The sequence below is a fragment of the Shimia haliotis genome (assembly GCF_900114415.1).
Lineage (GTDB): Bacteria > Pseudomonadota > Alphaproteobacteria > Rhodobacterales > Rhodobacteraceae > Shimia > Shimia haliotis.
Genome location: NZ_FOSZ01000004.1, coordinates 66,654 through 87,039, shown reverse-complemented (window position 1 = coordinate 87,039; position 20,386 = coordinate 66,654). Strand labels below are relative to the sequence as shown.

Sequence of the window (20,386 nt, the reverse complement as noted above, 5' to 3'; positions counted from 1 at the left end):
CGACCGTCAGGCCGACCATCAAAAAATATTTGATCGAGAACATGTTCCCCCGTGGGACGCGGATTTCCAAAGGATTTTGGCAAAAACTCCGCAACAAGGGGCAAAAGGTGGACATTTTGCGCCTTTCGGAGTGACCTAGGGGGAACCTAGGGACAGATTGTCCCTCGCGCTGAATAACCCATAGAATCACTTGGTTAATGCCGACGCGCCGCGGGGGTTTACGTGGCTTGGGAAACATGCCTTTTTAGGATGCGCAAACGGGAGATTGCAGCCGGAGGAGCCAGACGACCCCATGCCCAAATCCTTGATTCTATGTGATTGTTCCGACACGTCTAACGTGAATCCCGATGCGTTGAACGGGGTGGAGGGCGTGGCCTGCTCCAAGGTGCACACTGGTCTCTGCACCCATCAGGGCGACGTTGCCGCCAAGGCGCTATCGACAGGGGACGCCATCATCGCCTGCCAGCAGGAACGCGCATTTTTTACAGAACTTGCGGCGGATCTTGATGTGGGTGAGCCCCAATTTGTCGACTTGCGCGATCGGGCTGGATGGTCTGATGAATCCGCCAAATCCGGCCCGAAACAAGCCGCTCTTCTGGCCGACGCTCTGCGTACACCGCCCCCTGTCAAAACATTCGATATTGTCTCCGAAGGGCTCTGTCTGATCCTCGGTCCGAGTGAGGCCGCGCTCGCCGCCGCCGCTGAACTCAAAGACCACCTAAACGTCACCGTTCTTCTGGAGAACACAGACGACACCCCGCTGGATCGCGGTTTTGACGTGGTCGCAGGCCGCTTGAAATCCGCAAACGGAGCACTAGGCGGCTTCACCGTGCAAATTGACGCGCTACAACAGATTCTGCCATCCGGTCGCGGGCCGCTTTCCTTTGGCGCGCCCCAAAACGGCGCACGCACCGAATGTGATGTGATCCTCGATCTGCGCCGTGATCCGCCGCTTTTTCCGGCCCACGAAAAACGCGAAGGCTATTTGCGGGCTGACCCAAACAGCGCGCCGGCGCTGCGTGCAGCCATCCTTGAGGCCTCTCACCTCGTCGGCACGTTCGAAAAACCCTTCTTTCTCGCGCTGGATCCCGCAATCTGCGCCCACTCGCGCGCCGAACAGGTCGGTTGCTCCAAGTGTCTGGACACTTGTCCGACGTCCGCCATCCGACCCGAGGGCGACCATGTCGACATTGACCCCAACATCTGCGCCGGCTGCGGCTCTTGCGCCGCGCTTTGCCCGTCAGGTGCGATCACCTATGACGACCCACCGACCAGCTTCCTTTTTGCCCGTATTGCCGGTCTCGCTGATGCCTACCGCACCGCAGGCGGCAGCGCTCCGCGTCTTCTGGTGCACGACCGCGATTTTGGTGCGGATTTGATTTCCTTGGCCGCCCGGTTTGACCGTGGTCTACCCGCCGATGTGATCCCTATGGATCTTGAACGGGTCTCGGGCTTCGGCCATGCCGAAATGCTCGCTGCTATGGCTTGCGGCTTCGCTGGAGTGGACATTCTCGTCGCCCCCAAAACGGACCGCAGCGCGCTCGACACCGAACTTCCGCTCGCGCAAGCACTCTCCGGCCAACCGGATGCCCTGCGCCTTCTGGAGCCGTCCGAGCCAGCCCATCTGTGCGACGCACTTTATGGCAGAGCGCCGAGTTGCGCTGAAATAGAGCCTATTTTGCCGCTCGGCACCCGACGGCAGGTCACACGCCTTGCGGTCAAAACTCTGCAATCTGGCCTTGACGCGCCGTTGCCATTGCCGGAAAAGGCACCTTATGGCGCAGTTGTCGTCGACAAAGATGCCTGCACGCTCTGCCTTTCGTGCGCATCGCTCTGCCCTGCGGGCGCACTTGGCGACAATCCCGACAAGCCGCAACTGCGCTTTCAGGAAGACGCCTGTCTGCAATGTGGGCTCTGCACCCACGTTTGCCCGGAAAACGCGATCTCTCTGCTACCGCAATTTGACACGTCCGATGCCGCTCTCAGCCAACAGGTTGTGCACGAGGAAGAACCTTACCCTTGTGTGGAATGTGGCAAGCCGTTTGGCGTGAAATCCACTATTGAGCGCATCATCGACAAGCTTGAGGGCAAACACGCCATGTTTGCCACGTCTGACGCCGCCCGCATGATCCGCATGTGTGATGATTGCCGCGTGAACGCGCAGTTCCACCAAACGAATAACCCGTTTGCCGCCGCAGATCGCCCACAAGTGCGCACCACCGAAGATTACTTTTCCAAACGCCGGGATCACTGATGCGCGATGGGTGCCCCAAGGTCGGCGGGGTCGATCCCCGCCACATAGGCCACGATGTCCTCGATTTCATCCAGAGTGACAGTCACCGGCGCAATCGGGCTGGGCAGGGTTTCGTCAAACTCTTCAATGACTTCAGGTATGATGGTGAAGGCCCCGTGCGGTTTGAGAACATAGAAGATTTCAAACTTCTCCTGCCAGTTTTCCATAGTGCGCAATACGGCAAAACTCGGCGTCGACCCGATCCCCGCCATGCGATTGATATCACCGACAACATGACACCGCCCACAGGCCCGCAAACTGGCGTCCTGCCCTCGCAAAGCATCGCCCGAAAGCGCCGCCGCAACAACCTCGTCCTTCGCCACCACAGGCTCGGAGAACACCGCCTCACCATCCACTTTGAAACCCAGAACCGTGCGCAGACCAATATCGCTGGCAAGCCAGTTCGCGAAAGTTTCTCCATGCGACGAGTCCCGCGTCAGGATCAGGCCATAGGCCACACCATCCTTGGCAAAAACCGGCGCGCCCTCGGCGCTCAAAACCGCCTCGGCACCGCTGTCGACCACAGTAACCCGCACACCATGTTTCAAGGCAAAGCGCGGCAGGATGAACTTCAAGAGCCCGCTCTCCGCGATCTCCTGAGGTGCGGACAAGGTCAACGTCTTTCCTTGCGCCCGCGCCATATTGGCCAAACAGGCAAAAGAGATCACAACACAGCAAAGAAACCGAACAAAACCCATGCCATCAGCCTAGATGCGACGCTCTGCTTGCGTCAACATGGGGCAACCGAGACCAAAGGAACATGACGATGAGCGAAGATTTCAACATGACTATGCGCAAGTTTCTGAAACAAGTGGGCGTGACCTCGCAGCAGGCGATCGAGGACGCGATGCGCACCGCCGGATCAGACGCCACCGCAGGCAAGGACTTCTCCGCCAAAATGGTCCTCACCATCGACGGGCTCGAGGTCGAGCACATCGTCACCGGCACAATCAAAGGACGCGACTGAATGGCAACCCGTGACGAAGTTCTAAATGTTCTCAAAGGGTTGAAGGACCCCGTTTCGGGCGCCGATCTGGCCTCCTCCGGCATGGTCCGTGCGCTCAACGTGGATGGTGGCGAAGTCCGCTTTGTGATGGAGATCGACCCTGCCAACGCCACCGCGCTGACGCCGGTGAAAACCGAAGCAGAAGAAAAAATTGCCGCTCTTGAGGGTGTCACCAAAGTTTCCATCGTAATGACTGCGCACGCCAAGCCCTCGGCCCCGCCGGATCTGAAGGCCAACCGCCCCGCTCAGCCGCAAGGCCCGCAGAAAATCCCGGGAATCGACCGCATTCTGGCGGTGGCGTCCGGCAAGGGCGGCGTCGGCAAGTCCACCGTATCCGCCAACCTCGCTGCCGCTTTCGCCGCCGAAGGCCGCCGTGTGGGCCTGTTGGATGCCGATGTTTATGGTCCCAGCCAGCCGCGTATGCTTGGCGTGTCCGGCCGACCCTCCAGCCCTGACGGCAAAACTATCCTGCCGATGCGCAATCATGGCGTTACGATGATGTCGATCGGTCTGATGACGCGCGAAGAAGAGGCCGTTGTGTGGCGGGGTCCAATGCTAATGGGCGCGCTGCAACAGATGCTCAATCAGGTGCAGTGGGGCGCGCTCGACGTGCTGATCGTCGACTTGCCACCTGGCACCGGTGACGTGCAGATGACCTTGGCGCAAAAGGCCGAGCTGACCGGCGCGGTCATCGTGTCTACACCACAGGACATCGCCCTCCTGGATGCCCGCAAAGGCATCAACATGTTTGAAAAACTCGGCACGCCCATCGTCGGTATGGTCGAGAACATGAGCACGCATATCTGTTCGCAGTGCGGCCACGAGGAACACGTCTTTGGACACGGCGGCGTCGCGGCAGAAGCCAAAAAACTAGGCGTGCCTCTGCTGGCGGAAATCCCGCTGGCGATGGACATCCGCGTGGCGGCCGATGGCGGCGCACCTTTGGTGGTCAGCAAACCAAATGCGCCACAATCCCAAGCCTTCCGCACCCTTGCCCGCTCACTGATTGACAGCGGCAACGCATGACCTCCGCTCCGCATTTTCCTCCGCTCTTTGAGGGCCTTGGCCTAACAGGCGCAGCGGATCCTTTTGCCAAGGCACAGTTGCAGGCCACGATGGGCTGCGATGCAGGGCTTGTGGTCTACAACATCGCCGCCGATCAAATGCGCGCGGCGATTGTCTTTGCGCCAGAGGTGCCTCTTGAGGCCGCGATGCCGGTCATGATCTGCTGCGCCATCGGGTTTCAAAATGCTCTTGGCGCGCTTGCCCCACCAGAGGTCGGTGTGCATCTGGACTGGACCGGTGGCATCTATGTGAATGGCGCTAGCTGTGGCCGGATGCAGGTCGCCGCCTCCACGGACGACCCTTCCGCAGAGCCCGATTGGCTGGTTGTCGGGTTGGAACTCCCGCTTCTGCCAATCGACCCTAACACACCGGGAAACACCCCAAATCAGACCTGCCTGTTTGAGGAAGGCTGCGTAGACATCCCGCCCGAAGACCTCTTGTCAGCTTGGGTGCGCCACACGCTTGTCTGGATCAACCGTATGGAAGACGCGGGCATGAAACCCCTGAACGAAGAGTGGCGCGGATTGGCGAAAAATCTTGGCGAAGAGGTGTCCTTCTCTCTCGCTGGCAACACCCATAGCGGCCTCTTCGTCGGCGTGGATGAACATTTCGGCATGTTGCTGCGCGACGGTGACGATACCCGCCTGATCCCTCTCTCGACCCTGTTGCAAGGAGACACCTGATGCATCTCGCCCGCGCGATCCATTTTGACGAAAGCGATCAACGCATCTTCTTCAATCCCGCCCGCACCGGCGAATGGGCCATCAGCGGCGGGTTTGAGTTCTCCAACTGGGGCGAAGGCGACCTGACAGGCAAGGCGCGTCAGGCTTTTGCCAACGGCTGGCTCGGCATTGAAACCTTCGGGCGCGTGACCTTCGTTGCTGTGACTGCGATTGAACAAAGCGAGTTGGCCGCCTTGGAGCAGGCCCTCGCCCAACATTTTGTGGATCTCTACGGCGCACCATCTCTGGAGGCCGCACTGCCCGTCGCCAAAGACGAACTGCGCCATATGATCGAGATGTGCGACGAACATGACCCCAACACGCTTTTGACAGTCAGTCGCGAGTTGACGGAAACAGGGGTCCGCGAACAGTTCAGGTCAATCAAACCCGCCGAAGCAGAGCTTGACCAATTTGCCGTTCATTCGGTGCCGGAAGAGTAGGGCAGTCAAGGCTGCTAGCGGATCACACGAATTGTCCCGCCGGTGATCTCCTGTCCGAACGGCACCGGCAAGGCGGATTTCCCCAGCCGCGCGCGATAGACGGGCAGGCTTTCGGACACCCGCATTACGTAGTTTCGCGTTTCGTTAAACGGGATCATTTCGATCCAGTCTACCATAGCCTCCACCGATCCCCCGCGCGGGTCGCCATTTTTGACCATCCAGCGTGTCGGACGATGTGGTCCTGCATTGTAGCCCGCCGAAATCATGATGATGTTGCCGTCAAACTGCTCGGCCAACCCCGCCAGATAGGCACTCCCCAAGCGGGCGTTGTATTTGGGGTCCGCGGTCAGATTGCCCAACACGTAGGCCTCGCCAATCTCTCGCGACACATCCCGCGCGGTGCCTGGCATCAATTGCATCAACCCACGGGCGCCCGCGTGACTGACCACAACCGGATCGAATTCGCTCTCACGCCGCGCGATGGCCAGTGACAATTCATCCGCCACGGGCAAATCCTGTGAAACCAGCGGGTGCAACGGGTAATAAGGCCCCGGCAAGGTGATGCCGCGCTTGACGATTGCCTTTCCCAGCATCACCGCGATATGCGGCTGGCCGAGATCCTGCGCCATTTCACCCATCTGTCCCAGACCGGGACGGTCCAACCGTTCACTCAGGTGAATCCAGAACCGTTCCGCCAGCGACAACTCACCGGCATCAAGCAACATCTTTGCGGCCTGATGCACGCTCGACGTTGTCCACGCCGCTTCGCGCCAATCAGGGAACGCTTCGTCCCCTCGCAACGCCTGATCCGGCGCTACACCACCTTTTTCTGCCGCCAACAATCCATAGAAACTTGTCTGATGCGCCGCGCCGGCCACAAAAGCTTGCTTGGCTGTGGCCGTGTCGCCCATCGCCTCATAGGCACGGCCAAGCCAGTATCCCGCGCGCCCAAGAGAAATCGGTGTTTCCACGGATTGCGCAAATCGCACGAAATGCGCCGCGGCGATATCGGGCTGGTTCAAAAACCGCAGCGCCATATAGCCCGCAAGCCATTCGCAATCGGAAAACCCATAGCCCGCATCCGGCGCCATGCCGTGAACAGAAGCCAGATCATAGGCCGTTTGATAGTTGCCCGCCCGCATCTGCGACCGGATCAGGGATCGACGCCGTTGCGCCCATTGCTCGGGCTCGCCCAATGTTCCAGCCTTGGATCGCGCCAGAAGAAGCTCGATTGCGCGGTCGTCCAAACCCTTGCGGTGCCGCCAGACAAACCGTTCATAGGCCAGTCCGGGATTGTCTTGCAGGGCGGCCGGTACGGCTTCGATCAACCCGTCCACACCCGCTGCCCGATCCCGCAAGGCAATCCGCGCTTGCGCAAGGGCCACCCAACTTTCGGGCACAAAGCGATACATGCGACGGGCATTTTCCTTCCACCCCTTCCACAGCATGCTATCCAGCCGTGCAGTGTGATGATCAGCCAACAGTTTCCCATAGCGGTCCAGATAGACCCCCTGCGTTTGGCTATCCATTGGCATGGTGCGCCATGCCAGAACGATGCCGGCTTGAGCAGTGCCCTCTTCGCCCGCATGCGCCAAAACCTCTGCCTGAGTGAGCGCGCCCTGAGCGGTTTGCGGGCTGCCATGCACATAAAATGACATGGCCATTTCGTGACTCACACCAAAGAAGGCTTCCTCTGATTGCTTGCGCAAATAAGGCAGGCCGGGCCAATCCCCGCGCCGGTTCAGAAATGCCAACACCTCGTCCGGCTGCCCTTGTCCGGCGCGCAGGCGATGCCACTCGACAATGTCCTTTGCAATCTGGCTTTCGCCGCGCACCTCTGCAGTCGCAGCTGCCCAATCGCGCGCGCGCACTGCATCCATCGCGGCGCCCAAATCGGCACGTGCGCCGCCAACGCCGCTCAAAGTGACCCCAACGGCAAGACAAAGGGCCGGAAAAGAACGCAACATGCTTGCAATTTCCAATGTCAGACAGGATAGAGCTCGCACGGTAAAACGCGGCCCCGTTTGCCACAACTCACAATCTTGGCAAGACGGCGGCTTCCCGCTAGGGTCCGCGCGATTTCATACGGGCAATTCCGCCCAGCTACGCAGAAAAAGGAGCGTGTCATGTTCAAAGGGTCATTCCCCGCACTCGTCACGCCGTTCACGAACGGCGAGCTGGATTTGGAAGCGCTTAAGAAACTGGTCGAGTGGCATATTGGCGAAGGCAGCAACGGTTTTGTGCCTGTTGGCACCACCGGTGAAAGCCCCACCCTGACACATGCCGAACACGAAGCGGTGGTCGAAGAAGTTGTGCGCGCCTCTGCCGGTCGGGTTCCGGTGATTGCCGGCGCCGGCAGCAACAACACACTTGAGGCCATCGGCCTTGCGCAGCATGCCGAGAAGGTGGGTGCCGATGCGATTCTTGTGGTGACGCCTTATTACAACAAACCGACCCAGCGCGGTCTGGTGGCGCATTTTACCGCGATTCATGATTGCTGCTCTTTGCCGATCATCATCTACAACATTCCGGGCCGCTCTGTGGTCGACATGTCGCCTGAAACCATGGGTGAGCTGTCCAAGTTGGAGCGCATCGTAGGCGTGAAAGACGCCACCGGTGATCTGTCGCGCGTGCCGCAACAGCGCATCACCTGCGGCAAGGACTTCATTCAGTTGTCCGGTGAAGACGCCACCGCGCTGGGCTTCAACGCGCATGGCGGTGTTGGCTGTATTTCCGTCACCGCCAACGTCGCTCCGCGCCTGTGTGCCGAATTCCAAGCGGCCACGCTGGAAGGTGACTATGCCAAAGCGCTGGAACTACAGGACAAGCTGATGCCGCTGCATCAGGCTGTGTTTGCCGAGCCCGGTCTTGTGGGGGCAAAATACGGCATGTCCCGTTTGGGACTTTGCTCTGATGAAGTTCGGCTGCCGCTGACCGGCCTGACAGACGAGACCAAGGCGTTGATGGATGACGCCATGCGTCACGCAGGTCTTTTGAACTAACTGAACTTTGCTCAAGGGGGCTCCCGCCCCTTTGACACCAACAGCTCCGCCGTTGACGCCAAATCGTTGGGCGGGGCTCATGCCTTTGGCATGAGCCTATCCGCGATCCACGCGTGGGCGCGAGATTATGGGCCAAAGTGCGACGCAAAAAATCACAAGCGCGGTTGTCCAAGACACCCCAGCGGCCACCAGGGCCAAGGGTTCGGATTGACCAATCCAACGCAGCACAACAGCACCGGCCATCAGGGCGTAAACCGCCGAAAATGCGGGTGATGTGGTCAATGGCCGTCCGGTATGCCCAAGCGCGGCGCGGCTCATCACGGCCACCGTCATTCCACCAACGGCACCGATGCCGAGCACATGGATCGCAGCGGTTTCTGTACCGATATCAAAGGTCGCCAGACCCCATAAGATAAGCCCCAGCGCCAGCAGGGCCATGCTGAGATGCAGTGACCAAATCAAGGGCTCCTTCCCCGTTGCCAATCCGCGCCACCGAGCTTGTCTTGGAATTTGAACAAGACCCAGAAGGCCGATCCAACATCCCGCTATTACCGGCGGTGCGATCATCACCACCCAAGGCATGCCCAGCGCCAGCGTCATTGAAACTTTCTGTGTCCAATCCGGCGTTTGCGGCCACTGCGCTTCGGGCACACCGTCCCGTTTCATCGCATTGCGGGTAAACGCTGGTGTGACCCGCCCTCCCAGAACCGCGATCAAACCTGCCAATGCCAAAAGACCCGCCCTCAGACCTGTGGCTGCGGTGTCGTCTGTGGCGCCAATCCATTCCAGATGCACCAACCCATTGGCAACCCATAGGGCACAGAGCATTGTCAGGAAAACCATGTTTTGGGGTTTGGGGCGCTTGAGAAGTTGCGAAAGTATCTTCACCGCCAGAACCGGCACAAACAGCAGATCAAGAACCATCACAGTCATCGGTGGCAGCAAAGGCATGGACCAGACCGTCAACCGCCCCACCAGCCAAAGCCCGAAGACCGTCACAACAAATGCGGTCTTGGCGCCGTCCGTATTCGTCCAGTTCGGCACAGCCGTGAGGAAAAACCCGCCGACAGCAGCTACCCCATAGCCAAAGATCATTTCATGGGCGTGCCACTGTGTCGGTATGTCCTGCATGACCGGAAGCAAGCCCGCGCCGGAAGCAACCCAATAGGTCCATAAAAGCCCGGCCACCGCACCAATGACTCCAGCTGCCAGAAAGAAGATGCGAAACCCTTCGCCAAATACGCGTTTCATACTGCTTTCGATGACCTCCGGCGATTTTGTTGCATGACCTCTAACCGTCAGCACGCGCAGAGGCATTGATGTCCGTCAAGCGAATAGATCACACATAAAAAACCCCGACCGAAGCCGGGGCTTTTCCTGCCGGTACGTGAAGGGGAGCCAACACCGTGCCGACCAGGAGAGGTCACTCGTTACTCTTCAAAGCCCTGAATTGACCACCCGTCTGGGGAAAGGGCTGGCGCGGGCCGCAGCGCGGTCCGATCGCCATTTCGCAAACCGCCTCGCCAGTCCGAACACTCCAATCAAGACATAGCTTGACTGGATCAGAAACGCGGCGAGGTTGAAGGCGGATGCCAAACTGATCAGGACACAGGATGCCGCGCAAACAACCAATCCGGTATAGAGTGCGCTGTTGCCGCAAACCTTGCCTGTCTGCAAACATGTGAATGCCAAAATATACAGGGAAAACCCAAATACACCGACCTTCTGCAGGATGTCGGGATATTGCCTGATCATATCTATAAACTCGTACACAAAACCACTCCCTGTTTGCCAGTGCAGCTTACGTTCGAGATGCTGATATCGTCATACCCCCAACAGGGTATGAGGGTGGTAATCTCCCTTGTTTTTAAGGCGAAATTCGGTAGGGAAAGCCTTACTTGGGGTTCGAAAGTTCTGGAAAACCGTAGTTTTTGCAGACCTTGGATCAGCCTTGATTGGCAGGCAGGACCGCATCCGCCAAAGCAGCGAGTTCAGTCAGAATCTCTTCGGTTCGGGCGAAAAGAACAAGCTGCCCGCACTTTGGAAACTCGCGGTAGCCAAACCCGTGATCCTTGGCAAATCGGGCGGCGCTTGTGGCGCTGACGGCGGGGTCGTCTGATCCGTGCATCATCCTGACCGGTTGCCCTCCAAGAACACAAACATCTGACCAGTCGCGCACGACATGGTGGCTGTCTATGACAAAGCCAAAGTGCCCCTGCGTGACGGCCTGTCGATACCCTTCGTGCAGGAACTCTCTATGTTGCGGACTGCGGGCCTGGGCTCGGTCGGCGGATTCCTCCGGATGCAAGGCGTCAATAAACGCGTCAATGCCACCGGCATCAATTTGGGCGATGCCGGCGCGCAGGATCGGAGGCAGCATTCCTGGGGCAAACCGCGCGGTCATCGCGACAATCTTTTGCCGTGTGTTCATCGACAGGATTTGCGCGAACTGTGACATCGGCACGGCACCTGACACCGTGAACACCGCCGCAATGCGGCCGGGCGAACATTGGGCCAACCGAAACGCATAAACTGCACCTGACATGTACCCCACACAAACGACACGGCCGAGACCAAGGTGATCCAGAAGGTGGACCGCATCCTCAGCAAACCGCGTCGGGGCCTGCGCTGGATCGGCGAGGCAAACCTGATCTAAATCGCTGTCTCCAAACCCCGGACGCAACGGACATATCAGACGCAATCCTAGTGTTTGCAGAAATGGAACAATCGGCACAAGGGTCGCGGGACCGGACAGCATGTTGTGGATAAACAGACAGGGTTTGCCATCCTCCGGCCCAAAGCAGCGATACGCCAGCCTGCGCCCGTCCCTAAGGTGCAAGACGCCATGCTCACTCGGGCAGGTCTGCGCCATCTCCGGCCGGTCCCGTACCAAAGCCTCCAGTCCGGTCATGATCCGAACCAGCTGTTGTTGGTTCGCGGTATAGGTTTTCCGCCGGATCGCTTTCAGTTGTGTGCGCAGGGTGTCGATTGATCGCCCCGTGGCCTCGGCAATGTCTTTTAGTCCAACTCCAGTCAGCAATTCACGGGCAAGCCGTGTTTCGGCATCGGTCAATCCGAACATTTGGCGCAGCATTCGATCATGCACTTCGCTCCATGCCCCATGCAGACCGCGCAGCAGGAACTGGCCTTCTTGGTGCGCTTCCAAGGCCATCGGCAGCGGATGCCCGTCTGTCCGGTCAAAAAACACATAAACCGCGCTGCTCTCCGGCTCTCCTCTGGCCGCCAGATCGATCTGCAACCGCTGACGGCTTTCCGGTGTCATGTCCAACCCAAAAAGGCTGTCATCAATTTGCGCCAAAAGGGTGATCTTTGCCCGATGAGAGCAGGATAGAATTTTTCCTTCCCGCGTCACCACAATTTCCGGAGGCGAGATTTGTGGTCCGGGGGCGTCGGTCTTTTCGATATCGGTGCGCCCCAATCGGTCTAATATTTCGAACGACCGCATCAGATGTGAGGACACCTCCAGCGAAATCTGAGCGGGGCTTGAATGATCCAGCATAGGAGCAGGGGCGATCGTCTCCTGCAGGTAGTCGCCCCACAGTGCCACCAACCTGTCAAAGGCGTCGGGATCAACCGCAACCTCGTAGATGGTCTGGATCAACGCTGTCGGTGTTTGGATCTCGCCAACGGGAGAAACGCTCAGCATGAAAGCCCCGCAAAATGTGACCGCGTCCTTAAAATGCATTGGACGCAAGTCACGATCTCACGATTTTGGAAGTTGACCGTCAAGTCAGGTTTCTCGCCGTGAGCCCTGACGCGCTTCAATGGCTACATTAGCCACACCGCGCAAAACACGGCCGCCGCGCCGATCAAGGCACCGCCTCCGCCCGCCAACGATACCCAAAGCCAGGCCTTGCTTTGATCCCGCACTGGGGTTTCGTTTTGCTTCATCAACGCCGCTTCAACCAAGCCCGGCAGGCGCGGTCCGAACCGACCCAGAACCCGTGCGGTCTTGGTTAGATCCTTGAGAACTGCGCGCGGGCCAATGCTTTGTTCGATGTATGTGGCCACAACAGGTTGCGCCACATCCCAAATATTCACTCGTGGATCAAGCGAGCGGGACACGCCTTCGACGACCACCATTGTGCGTTGCAAAAGGATCAGCTCCGTACGTGTGGCCATGCCGAAACGTTCAGTCACTTCAAACAGATAGTTGAGCAGCCGACCCATCGATATCCGGTCCGCATCCATGCCGAAAATCGGCTCGCCCACGGCACGCAGGGCGCGGGCAAACTCGTCCACGTCCTGATCGGCAGGCACATAACCGGCCTCGAAATGCACCTCGGCCACGCGTTTGTAGTCGCGCTGGATGAAGCCGTAGAGGATCTCGGCATAAACCCGACGGGTGTATTCGTCGATCTGTCCCATAATCCCGAAATCATAGGCGATGATGTCACCATTTGCGGCAACCTTCATATTGCCCTGATGCATATCTGCATGGAAAAATCCGTCACGCAGCGCATGGTTCAGAAACAGCGACAACACCCGACTGCCAAGCGCATGGCGGTCGTGTCCGGCCGCGTCCAGCGCGTCATTGTCTCCCAGAGGGACGCCTTCGGCCCAACCCAGCGTCATGACGCGCTTGGCGGAATGTTCCCAAACCACCGCAGGCACCTGATAACCTTCGTCATCCACAGTATTTGCGGCAAACTCGCTGGCGGAGGCGCTTTCCAAACGCAGATCCAGTTCGGAGGAAACGCCATGGTCGAAATGTTCAATCACATCGCGGGGCCGAAGCCGACGGGATCCGGGTGATAGGAACTCGATGGTATTTGCGGCAAAATAAAAGGCGTCGATGTCTTTACGAAACGCCTTTTCCACACCGGGTCGCAGGATCTTAACCGCCACTTCCTCGCCGGTTTCCGCCAGCCGTGCGCGATGCACCTGCGCAATAGAGGCAGCGGCCACAGGTTCCGAAAACTCCGAGAAAATCTCGTCCACTGGGCGTCCCAGCTCTCGTTCGACCTCGGCCTTCGCTGTGGCAATGTCAAACGGCGGCAGTTTGTCCTGCAACACCCGCAGCTCGGTGGCCAGATCGCCGCCCACAACATCCGGACGGGTGGACAAAACCTGTCCGAATTTGATGTAGGCCGGTCCCAGCGCGGTCAAGGCGCGGGGCAGGGGGGGCGCATCGGGATCGCCCTTGATGCCAAGCCATTGAAACGGCCATGCCAGCCCGCGCAACACAAAACGCATCAGGGGCGGGGCTTCGAAAGCTTCCAGAACCACCTTCATGGCGCCGGACCGCTCCAGCGTCGCACCAGTGCGGATCAGTCGGATGATGTTGTGAGGTCCGCGCATGTTTTATCCTTTTGCCAGACGACACGCAGGGCCACGCCCGTTGCTCTGTGTCATCACAGCTTCCACCCCGAATGTAGAGCCGCAATGCCCATGGTCAGGTTGCGGTACTTTGCGTTCTCAAACCCCGCCTGACGTACCATACCAAGGAAGGTTTCCTGATCCGGAAACTTGCGGATGCTTTCCACCAGATACTGATAGCTGTCGCGGTCGTTCGCGATCACCTGACCCATCTTGGGAATAATGTTGAACGAGTAGAGGTCATAGACCTTCTGCATCATGTCGTTCGGGATCTGGCTGAACTCCAGCACCATCAAACGCCCACCGGGTTTCAGCACACGATAAGCTTCGTTGAGCGCTTCCTGCGGGCGGGTCACGTTCCGGATGCCAAAACTGATGGTGTAAACGTCAAAGGTGTTGTCTTTGAACGGCAAGGCCATCGCATCGCCCGTCACCCAATCCAGGCTGTCCGCCATCTGCGCCGCCTCGGCCCGCTTGCGCCCCTCAACCAGCATCGGCTCGGTCAGATCACAGACCGTGGCATGGCCATGCCCTGCGCGGCCAAGGAACTTGAACGACACATCACCGGTGCCGCCTGCCACATCCAGCAACCGCTGACCGGGGCGTGGCGCCAGCCAATCCATCATCGCATCTTTCCAGATGCGGTGGATGCCCATCGACATGACGTCGTTCATCACATCGTATTTCGACGCCACAGAGCCGAACACGCCCTGAACTTTGCCAGCCTTTTCAGACTCCGGCACGGTTTCAAAGCCAAAATGCGTGGTGTTGCTGTCCTGGGTCATAAGGGCGTCCCTATCTGCTTCGGTCCCCTACATATCCCTCCGGCGAAACAGGCACAATGCGGCGTTTGGGAAAGCCCTTCTCCCACTTGAACACCTCCACAATCCCCGCCACAGTCCGCGCACCTAAACTCGCGAGCCGCCCCATGCCCGAACTGCCCGAAGTCGAAACCGTCCGCCGTGGCCTTACACCTGCTATGGAAGGCGCGGTCATTGCCAAGGCTCAGGTCAACCGCCCTGACCTGCGCTGGCCGTTTCCGGAGCGCATGGCGGAACGGCTTACGGGGGCCAAAGTCAACCAGCTGCGCCGCCGCTCCAAATACATCCTTGCCGACCTCGACACCGGCGAGTCGCTTCTGGTGCATCTGGGCATGTCCGGCCGCATGACCGTATCTGGCGATCCGCTGGGCCAATTTGCCCATGACCACCCTCAGCATCAGAAACACGACCACGTTGTCTTTGACATGGACAACGGCGCTCGGGTGACCTTCAACGATCCCCGCCGGTTTGGCGCGATGGATCTGCTGGACACCGCCACCGCCGCCGAGCACCCGCTGCTGGCAAAAATCGGTCCGGAGCCGCTGGGCAATGATTTCAACGAATCTTATCTCGCAGAGCGACTCAAATCTCGCAACACACCGATCAAATCCGCCTTGTTGGATCAGTCGATTGTTGCCGGTCTTGGCAATATTTACGTCTGCGAGGCGCTTTATCGCGCAAAGCTGTCGCCGCGTCGCAAGGCCAATGCGATCTCTGCCAAGCGCATTCACGCGCTCGTTCCGATCATCCGAAACGTACTGTCCGAGGCCATCGACGCGGGTGGATCTTCTCTCAAGGATTTCCGCCAAGCCGATGGAGAACTTGGATATTTTCAACACAGCTTTGATGTGTACGGTCGCGAGAGTGAGTCCTGCAAAACCCTGGATTGCGACGCCACAATCACCCGAATCACCCAGTCGGGGCGCTCATCCTTCTACTGCCCGCAATGCCAAAGATAACTTGATCCGTTCCACCCAAGTGATAAGGAATCAGCCCTGACTGGAACAACCGAAAGCACCACTCATGGCTTTTGAGACGATCATCGTCGAAATCGAGGACCACGTGGCCCTCATCAAACTTAACCGCCCCGATGCTTTGAACGCGCTGAACCAACAGCTCATCGGCGAGGTTATGACCGCCCTTACCGAGGCAGACGCCAACGACAAGGTGCGTTGCATCGTGCTCACCGGCTCCGAGAAAGCTTTCGCCGCAGGCGCTGACATCAAAGAGATGTCCGAGATGAGCTTTGCGGATGTGAACCTCTCTGATCTCTTCGGCAATCTTGGTGATGGCATCCAGCGGATCCGCAAACCGATCATTGCCGCCGTGTCCGGCTATGCCCTTGGCGGCGGCTGCGAAGTGGCGATGGCCTGCGATTTCATCATCGCGTCGGACACCGCGAAATTTGGCCAACCCGAAATCAACCTCGGCGTCATCGCCGGCATCGGTGGCAGCCAGCGCCTCACTCGCGCCGTGGGCAAGGCCAAGTCGATGGACATGAACCTCACGGGCCGTTTCATGGACGCCGAAGAAGCAGAACGCGCGGGGCTGGTCAGTCGCGTCGTGCCTGCCAAAAAGCTGATGGAAGAATCCATGGCTGCGGCTCAGAAGATCGCCGAGAAGTCGCTGATTGCTGCACGCACCGCCAAAGAGGCCGTGAACCGCTCTTTTGAGACAACCCTGACCGAAGGTCTTCTGTTTGAACGCCGCTCCTTCCACGCGTTGTTTGCGACCGAAGATCAGAAAGAAGGCATGGCAGCCTTTATTGAGAAGCGCGAACCGCAATTCCGCGACAAGTAACGCTCCCGCTTTGCACCGATCTTTGAACCCGCAGCCCAAGCTGCGGGTTTTTTGTTGCGATCCGGTCAGTGCTTTATCGTATCTCGCTTTGATTTTTTCCTCCGGATGGGCATTAATCGCCTCAACGAGGACCGCGCAGAGGAAGGAGCTCCCTTGTCCACACATGACCGGCCTGGGCGCATCCCCTATATCGACGGCTTGCGGGGCTATTTGATCTTTTCCATGACGCTGTCCCATTTGGGGATCATTGGCCCCAATCTTTTTGCGGACCTGTCCCACAAAACGGTGTCGGCGTTTTTTACCGGCGAAGGGTTCATGACCATCTCGGGCCTGATGATGGGCTATATCCTTGCGCGCCCGACTCAGACCGACGGAACTCTGGTCACACTGGGCAACTCACTGCGTCGCAGTTTCAAAATCTTCCGGCACTACATTGTTGTTTTTGCTCTCTGCGCCTTGGCCTTTTGGGTGTTCGCCCCGGCAACTGACGACCTCCTAGCCTCGCTGTTTCGCGGTCGTAATCCGCTGACACCTGAGGCGGCGCTGTTGTTTGTTACTGGCCTCTACCGGCCTTTGATGTTTGACATTCTGTTTTTGTATATCGTGCTGATCGGCATCGCGCCGGTGCTGATCGGCATCGCGCTTAGGTATGGCTCACCGGCTCTGCTCGGTTTGTCGATGACCAGCTGGTTGGCGTTTCAATACGGGTTTGTCACTAAGGTCGTCGAGAAGCTTGGGGCCGTTTTTGCCTTTGATCCGGCCGAGATGTTTGGCTCTTTCAGCATCTTCAGCTGGCAGTTGCCCTTTGTGATCGGTTTGTTGCTGGGCATCACGCTGGCTCTCCAAGATCAAAAGACCCCACAACGCCTTGCCGATTTGCGCAAAAACGCTTTTCCCTTTGCTGTTACGATTTGCTTGGCGTTTGCGTTCTTCGGTCTATTGGATGCTATTGGCGTGATTTCTCTGGGGCATGTTTTTTTCGCCGACTACCTGCGTTTGGATCCTCTGACTTTGATCAACTTCTTTGCTTTCGCGCTTGTGCTGGCTTGCCTGCTCGCGGCAAACGCTGATGATCCAAACCGAACCGTGCGAGGCCTACACAAAGGGCTGGCCGCCTTCATCGACAATCGCCTGTTTACCACCATCGGGTCCAACTCGCTGCTGACCTTTTCAGCCAGCGTCGTTCTCACCTATTGGGTCATCGGGATGCGGGAGCCCTTGTTTGAACTGTTGGGTCCGTTTGTCGGCAACACGCTGGCTTTTTCGGGGGTGATGGGGGCTCTTTATGTGATCGTTATCTTGGACCGGCATCTGCGTCGGCGGTGATCCTATGCCGGCCAATTCGCACCGACGAAATACCGACGTTGCACCGACGCGATACCGACACGGGTTATTGGGGGGCGGAAGGTGCCTCAAAATCGGTTTGCAATCTCTGCCAATATCTCTATAAGCGCCCGTCATACATGCGCGTGCAGCCCGCTCTGGCTTGATCTGATTCTCTCTGAAGAACGAGAGGCCCTGTTCGGGACGTGGCACGCATTCACAATCGACCGAACCAAGCAAAAGGTTACAGATCATGGCAAATTCGCCCCAGGCAAAGAAACGCGCCCGTCAGAACGAGCGCCGTCTTGAAGTCAACAAAGCCCGCCGTTCGCGCATCCGCACATCCCTGCGCAAAGTTGAAGAAGCCATCGCTTCCGGCGACAAAGAAGCAGCAACTGCAGCTCTGCGCGCCGCTCAGCCCGAACTGATGCGTGGTGTGACCAAAGGCGTTTACCACAAGAACACCGCATCGCGGAAAATGTCGCGCCTCGCAGCGCGGGTCAAAGCGATCGCGTAAGACTTTCCTGTCTTTGCAAAATCACAAAAGCGTCGCCTTCGGGCGGCGCTTTTTCTTTGGTTCGGGTTAGTCAGTTTCAACATTTGAAACTGGCAATTGGATGCCGAAATCAACTTTATTCAGTTGACCACATTTCCGAATCCAAGGCGTAGACCAGATTCCCGAAACGAATCTTTTCCACAGGGGATATGAGCAAGATACGACCGATTTTGCTCAAGGTCTCAGCATCTGAATTTCTCTTACAAACATTGCAATTTCAGAGGTTTATCCACAGGGTCTCAGATTCTTTTTTGCAAATGAATGAGTCAAGATCGAAGTTTCGTTGCCGCGTCCGCAGACAGCTTGCTAGTTTTGATCCAGCGATTCACATCGCCTTGGGGGGAACGGACGCCAACTGCTGTCGCACTACCAAGCCGTGCTTGCCAGCCAACTCACACATTGGGTCGGCATAGCGGTTATTTGGCGTTTAGCCCGTTCTCTGTGGAGTAGCGCTTCTGCGCTTTGTGATCAAATGTGGCTCGGGGATGGGACCCTCGAGACATGTGTGTTTTGGTCTGTCCTCCCGACACTGCGTCGGGCCGGGGTGATTGTTGCGTCGTGACGAAAAGATACGCTGGGCAACCGGCACATACGTTGAAGGAACACGGGGACACATGACACAGGAACAATGGGGCGCACTGCGGCAAGAACTGCTCAAGACGGTTGGCCAGAACAACTTTAAGACCTGGATCGATCCGATTGAGTTTTCAGAACTCGATAGCGGTGTTGCGACCTTCCACGTCCCCACAAACTTTGTCGGCAATTATGTGTCGCAGAACTATGGTGATCTGATCCTGCACCAAATGACCCGGTCGGGTCACGACGTGCAGCGCATCTCATTTGAAGTCGCGGCCAACACGGCCTCCCGCCCAACTTTGCCTTCAACAGGCGCTCCTGTTGCCGTCGCCAATTCGACCCCGACCGAGACTCGCGAACTGGCAATGACAGGGGCCCCGTTGGACGGCCGATTCACCTTTGAAAGCTTTGTTGTTGGTAAGCCCAACGAGCTGGCCAACGCGGCTGCGCGTCGCGTGGCTGAGGGCGGCCCCGTGACCTTTAATCCCCTGTTCCTCTATGGGGGCGTCGGCCTCGGCAAAACCCACCTGATGCACGCTATCGCATGGGAGCTTCAGTCTCGCCGTCCGGATTTGAACGTCCTTTATCTTTCGGCTGAGCAATTCATGTATCGATTTGTGCAGGCCCTTCGTGATCGCAAAATGATGGATTTCAAAGAGCTTTTCCGCTCCGTGGATGTACTCATGGTCGATGACGTCCAGTTTATTGCCGGCAAAGACAGCACGCAGGAAGAATTCTTTCACACGTTCAATGCGTTGGTGGATCAGAATAAACAAATCATCATTTCTGCCGATCGAGCACCTGGTGAAATCAAGGATCTGGAAGACCGTATCAAGAGCCGCCTCCAGTGTGGACTGGTTGTTGATCTGCACCCGACTGACTACGAACTGCGCCTTGGTATTCTGCAAACCAAAGTCGACAGCTATCGTGCTCAGTATCCCGACCTGCAATTGGCTGACGGCGTTCTGGAATTCCTTGCCCATCGCATTTCGACCAACGTACGTGTGCTTGAGGGCGCGCTGACTCGTCTCTTTGCCTTTGCCTCTCTTGTGGGCCGCGAGATCACTATGGAGCTGACGCAGGATTGCCTGTCCGATGTTCTGCGCGCGTCCGAGCGTAAGATCTCGGTCGAGGAAATCCAGCGCAAGGTGGCGGAACACTATAACATCCGCCTCAGCGACATGATCGGCCCGAAACGCGTACGCACTTTTGCCCGCCCGCGCCAGATCGCCATGTATCTCTGCAAGCAGCTGACCTCACGCTCGCTGCCCGAGATCGGCCGCCGCTTTGGCGGGCGCGACCACACAACCGTGATGCACGGAGTAAAGCGCGTCGAGGAACTGCGCACCGCAGATGCCCAAATCAGCGATGATCTGGAACTGCTGCGCCGCGCGCTCGAAGCCTGATCGGCACAAAATCACCAATTTCGTGATCAAAACGCC

Annotated in this window: 18 protein-coding genes; 11 read left to right on the top strand and 7 right to left on the bottom strand. The window is 58.1% G+C overall.

What is annotated here, in order from left to right; translation table 11 throughout:
- Nucleotides 1-292: 292 nt before the first annotated feature.
- Complete coding sequence (locus BM069_RS11065) at nucleotides 293-2,254, top strand: 4Fe-4S binding protein (protein WP_093323723.1); 1,962 nt, start codon at nucleotides 293-295, stop codon at nucleotides 2,252-2,254.
- On the opposite strand, the gene BM069_RS11060 is transcribed toward BM069_RS11065, so the two are convergent.
- Nucleotides 2,248-2,991, bottom strand: coding sequence for a cytochrome c (locus BM069_RS11060; RefSeq protein ID WP_244503602.1), 744 nt, complete (start codon nucleotides 2,989-2,991; stop codon nucleotides 2,248-2,250). The two genes, BM069_RS11065 and BM069_RS11060, sit on opposite strands and share 7 nt — an antisense overlap.
- A 68-nt stretch (nucleotides 2,992-3,059) precedes the next feature.
- On the opposite strand from BM069_RS11060, the gene BM069_RS11055 reads away from it, so the two are divergent.
- The 4 genes from BM069_RS11055 to BM069_RS11040 are packed head-to-tail and all read left to right on the top strand — an operon-like array spanning nucleotide 3,060 to nucleotide 5,526.
- Nucleotides 3,060-3,260 (top strand): DUF6494 family protein, encoded by a 201-nt coding sequence (locus tag BM069_RS11055; protein ID WP_093323721.1) that lies wholly within the window; start codon nucleotides 3,060-3,062, stop codon nucleotides 3,258-3,260.
- Nucleotides 3,261-4,325 (top strand): Mrp/NBP35 family ATP-binding protein, encoded by a 1,065-nt coding sequence (locus tag BM069_RS11050; RefSeq protein ID WP_093323720.1) that lies wholly within the window; start codon nucleotides 3,261-3,263, stop codon nucleotides 4,323-4,325.
- Nucleotides 4,322-5,047 (top strand): biotin/lipoate--protein ligase family protein, encoded by a 726-nt coding sequence (locus BM069_RS11045; RefSeq protein WP_093323718.1) that lies wholly within the window; start codon nucleotides 4,322-4,324, stop codon nucleotides 5,045-5,047. Before BM069_RS11050 ends, BM069_RS11045 begins: the two co-directional genes overlap by 4 nt.
- The gene (locus BM069_RS11040) at nucleotides 5,047-5,526 is read left to right on the top strand and encodes a DUF6505 family protein (RefSeq protein WP_093323717.1); all 480 of its coding nucleotides are present in this window, start codon (nucleotides 5,047-5,049) and stop codon (nucleotides 5,524-5,526) included. Before BM069_RS11045 ends, BM069_RS11040 begins: the two co-directional genes overlap by 1 nt.
- Before the next feature lie 14 nt (nucleotides 5,527-5,540).
- Here BM069_RS11040 and BM069_RS11035 read toward each other — a convergent pair whose 3' ends face one another.
- Complete coding sequence (locus tag BM069_RS11035; protein ID WP_093323715.1) at nucleotides 5,541-7,493, bottom strand: lytic transglycosylase domain-containing protein; 1,953 nt, start codon at nucleotides 7,491-7,493, stop codon at nucleotides 5,541-5,543.
- A 159-nt stretch (nucleotides 7,494-7,652) separates the two neighbouring features.
- Between BM069_RS11035 and dapA the strand changes: the two genes are divergently transcribed.
- Nucleotides 7,653-8,528 (top strand): 4-hydroxy-tetrahydrodipicolinate synthase, encoded by an 876-nt coding sequence (dapA, locus tag BM069_RS11030; protein WP_093323713.1) that lies wholly within the window; start codon nucleotides 7,653-7,655, stop codon nucleotides 8,526-8,528.
- A 96-nt stretch (nucleotides 8,529-8,624) separates the two neighbouring features.
- Here the strand turns inward: dapA and BM069_RS11025 are convergent, their stop codons facing one another.
- From BM069_RS11025 to ubiE, 5 genes are all read right to left on the bottom strand, one after another.
- On the bottom strand, nucleotides 8,625-9,779 hold the full coding sequence (locus tag BM069_RS11025; protein ID WP_244503601.1) for an NnrS family protein: 1,155 nt from the start codon (nucleotides 9,777-9,779) through the stop codon (nucleotides 8,625-8,627).
- 186 nt (nucleotides 9,780-9,965) lie between these two features.
- Nucleotides 9,966-10,283 (bottom strand): CBU_0592 family membrane protein, encoded by a 318-nt coding sequence (locus BM069_RS20210; RefSeq protein WP_093323712.1) that lies wholly within the window; start codon nucleotides 10,281-10,283, stop codon nucleotides 9,966-9,968.
- A gap of 190 nt (nucleotides 10,284-10,473) precedes the next feature.
- A complete protein-coding gene (locus BM069_RS11015; protein WP_170846735.1) occupies nucleotides 10,474-12,195 on the bottom strand; it encodes a bifunctional helix-turn-helix transcriptional regulator/alpha/beta hydrolase in 1,722 nt (573 codons plus the stop codon).
- Between the two features lie 122 nt (nucleotides 12,196-12,317).
- Nucleotides 12,318-13,850: a 2-polyprenylphenol 6-hydroxylase gene (ubiB, locus tag BM069_RS11010; protein ID WP_093323708.1), complete on the bottom strand. Its 1,533-nt coding sequence runs from the start codon at nucleotides 13,848-13,850 to the stop codon at nucleotides 12,318-12,320.
- A gap of 53 nt (nucleotides 13,851-13,903) precedes the next feature.
- Nucleotides 13,904-14,653: a bifunctional demethylmenaquinone methyltransferase/2-methoxy-6-polyprenyl-1,4-benzoquinol methylase UbiE gene (gene ubiE, locus BM069_RS11005; protein WP_093323707.1), complete on the bottom strand. Its 750-nt coding sequence runs from the start codon at nucleotides 14,651-14,653 to the stop codon at nucleotides 13,904-13,906.
- 143 nt (nucleotides 14,654-14,796) lie between these two features.
- Between ubiE and mutM the strand changes: the two genes are divergently transcribed.
- The 5 genes from mutM to dnaA all read left to right on the top strand — a co-directional run bounded on the left by mutM (nucleotide 14,797) and on the right by dnaA (nucleotide 20,350).
- Complete coding sequence (gene mutM / locus BM069_RS11000; RefSeq protein ID WP_093323705.1) at nucleotides 14,797-15,648, top strand: bifunctional DNA-formamidopyrimidine glycosylase/DNA-(apurinic or apyrimidinic site) lyase; 852 nt, start codon at nucleotides 14,797-14,799, stop codon at nucleotides 15,646-15,648.
- A gap of 64 nt (nucleotides 15,649-15,712) precedes the next feature.
- Nucleotides 15,713-16,489, top strand: a complete 777-nt coding sequence (locus BM069_RS10995) for an enoyl-CoA hydratase (protein WP_093323704.1) — start codon at nucleotides 15,713-15,715, stop codon at nucleotides 16,487-16,489.
- Nucleotides 16,490-16,642: 153 nt separating this feature from the next.
- Nucleotides 16,643-17,815 carry an OpgC domain-containing protein gene (gene opgC, locus BM069_RS10990; RefSeq protein WP_170846734.1) on the top strand — a complete coding sequence of 391 codons (1,173 nt, stop codon included), beginning with the start codon at nucleotides 16,643-16,645 and terminating at the stop codon, nucleotides 17,813-17,815.
- Between the two features lie 250 nt (nucleotides 17,816-18,065).
- Nucleotides 18,066-18,329, top strand: coding sequence for a 30S ribosomal protein S20 (gene rpsT / locus BM069_RS10985; protein WP_093323700.1), 264 nt, complete (start codon nucleotides 18,066-18,068; stop codon nucleotides 18,327-18,329).
- A gap of 653 nt (nucleotides 18,330-18,982) precedes the next feature.
- Nucleotides 18,983-20,350, top strand: coding sequence for a chromosomal replication initiator protein DnaA (gene dnaA, locus BM069_RS10980; protein WP_093323699.1), 1,368 nt, complete (start codon nucleotides 18,983-18,985; stop codon nucleotides 20,348-20,350).
- Nucleotides 20,351-20,386: the final 36 nt, after the last annotated feature.